Below are 635 nucleotides of genomic sequence, written 5' to 3'. Positions count from 1 at the left end.
GCTTCCTGCATTTCATTCATCGGGACCTTTACCAGACGGGTGACCGACCGGTTGGCGGTAGCAATGTCCGCAGACAGGAAAGCATTGCACTGAGCGTCCGTGTAGGTGCGTCCGGGAATGACATCAGGTCCGGTGTGTCCTTTGCAGACAGTCCAGACCCCGCCGCCATCCCGGTACGGGATATGCTCTATCCCCTCCTGGCTGCTAACCAGAACTGAGGCAATGGCAATAACACCTCCACCGGCGGCCGCAATCAGCTTCTTTCGGAGTGAAGGTGATATGGCCATGGTCAGTCACCTTCTGGCGGTGCGCTGGGGATTCCCCGGGCAATCGAGTCTTTATAGGCTTTCAGCGTCTGGCTTTTGTACCAGGCATTCACCAATAGTGTTGCGACACCTACGATGATCCCGCTGATAACGGCTATCTTGTTCCAGTCGAGGTCATTGATCCATTGGGCCACGCTACCTCCGCAGACAAGTGTGCCGGACACGCAATAGCTTGCTGCCGATGCAATTTTGTCGGGCATGATATTTATCTTCATGGGTTCCACCTTTGCTTGAGAAAAGCTCGGTGCTGTGTGTAGGGATTCACCCTGTGCCGTTAACGCTACAGTCAGAGAGGATTTTTAACGGGTC

At 54.5% G+C, this 635-nt stretch carries 2 protein-coding genes; both read right to left on the bottom strand.

Annotated features, from left to right (window positions below):
* On the bottom strand, positions 1–287 hold a 287-nt coding region (locus tag JK211_RS16810), incomplete at its 3' end, for a glycoside hydrolase family protein (protein WP_249213838.1).
* A gap of 2 nt (positions 288–289) precedes the next feature.
* A complete protein-coding gene (locus JK211_RS16805) occupies positions 290–526 on the bottom strand; it encodes a phage holin (RefSeq protein WP_249213190.1) in 237 nt (78 codons plus the stop codon).
* Positions 527–635 lie beyond the last annotated feature (109 nt).

The sequence above is a fragment of the Tatumella sp. JGM130 genome (assembly GCF_018257525.1).
Lineage (GTDB): Bacteria > Pseudomonadota > Gammaproteobacteria > Enterobacterales > Enterobacteriaceae > Tatumella > Tatumella punctata.
The sequence above is the reverse complement of the archived record's forward strand: the minus strand, read 5'-3'. Positions and strand labels throughout refer to the sequence as shown.

Bases quoted from the DNA above. Each gene is read 5' to 3' on its own strand.
- JK211_RS16805 (WP_249213190.1), bottom strand. From the start codon at position 526: ATGCCCGACAAAATTGCATCGGCAGCAAGCTATTGCGTGTCCGGCACA.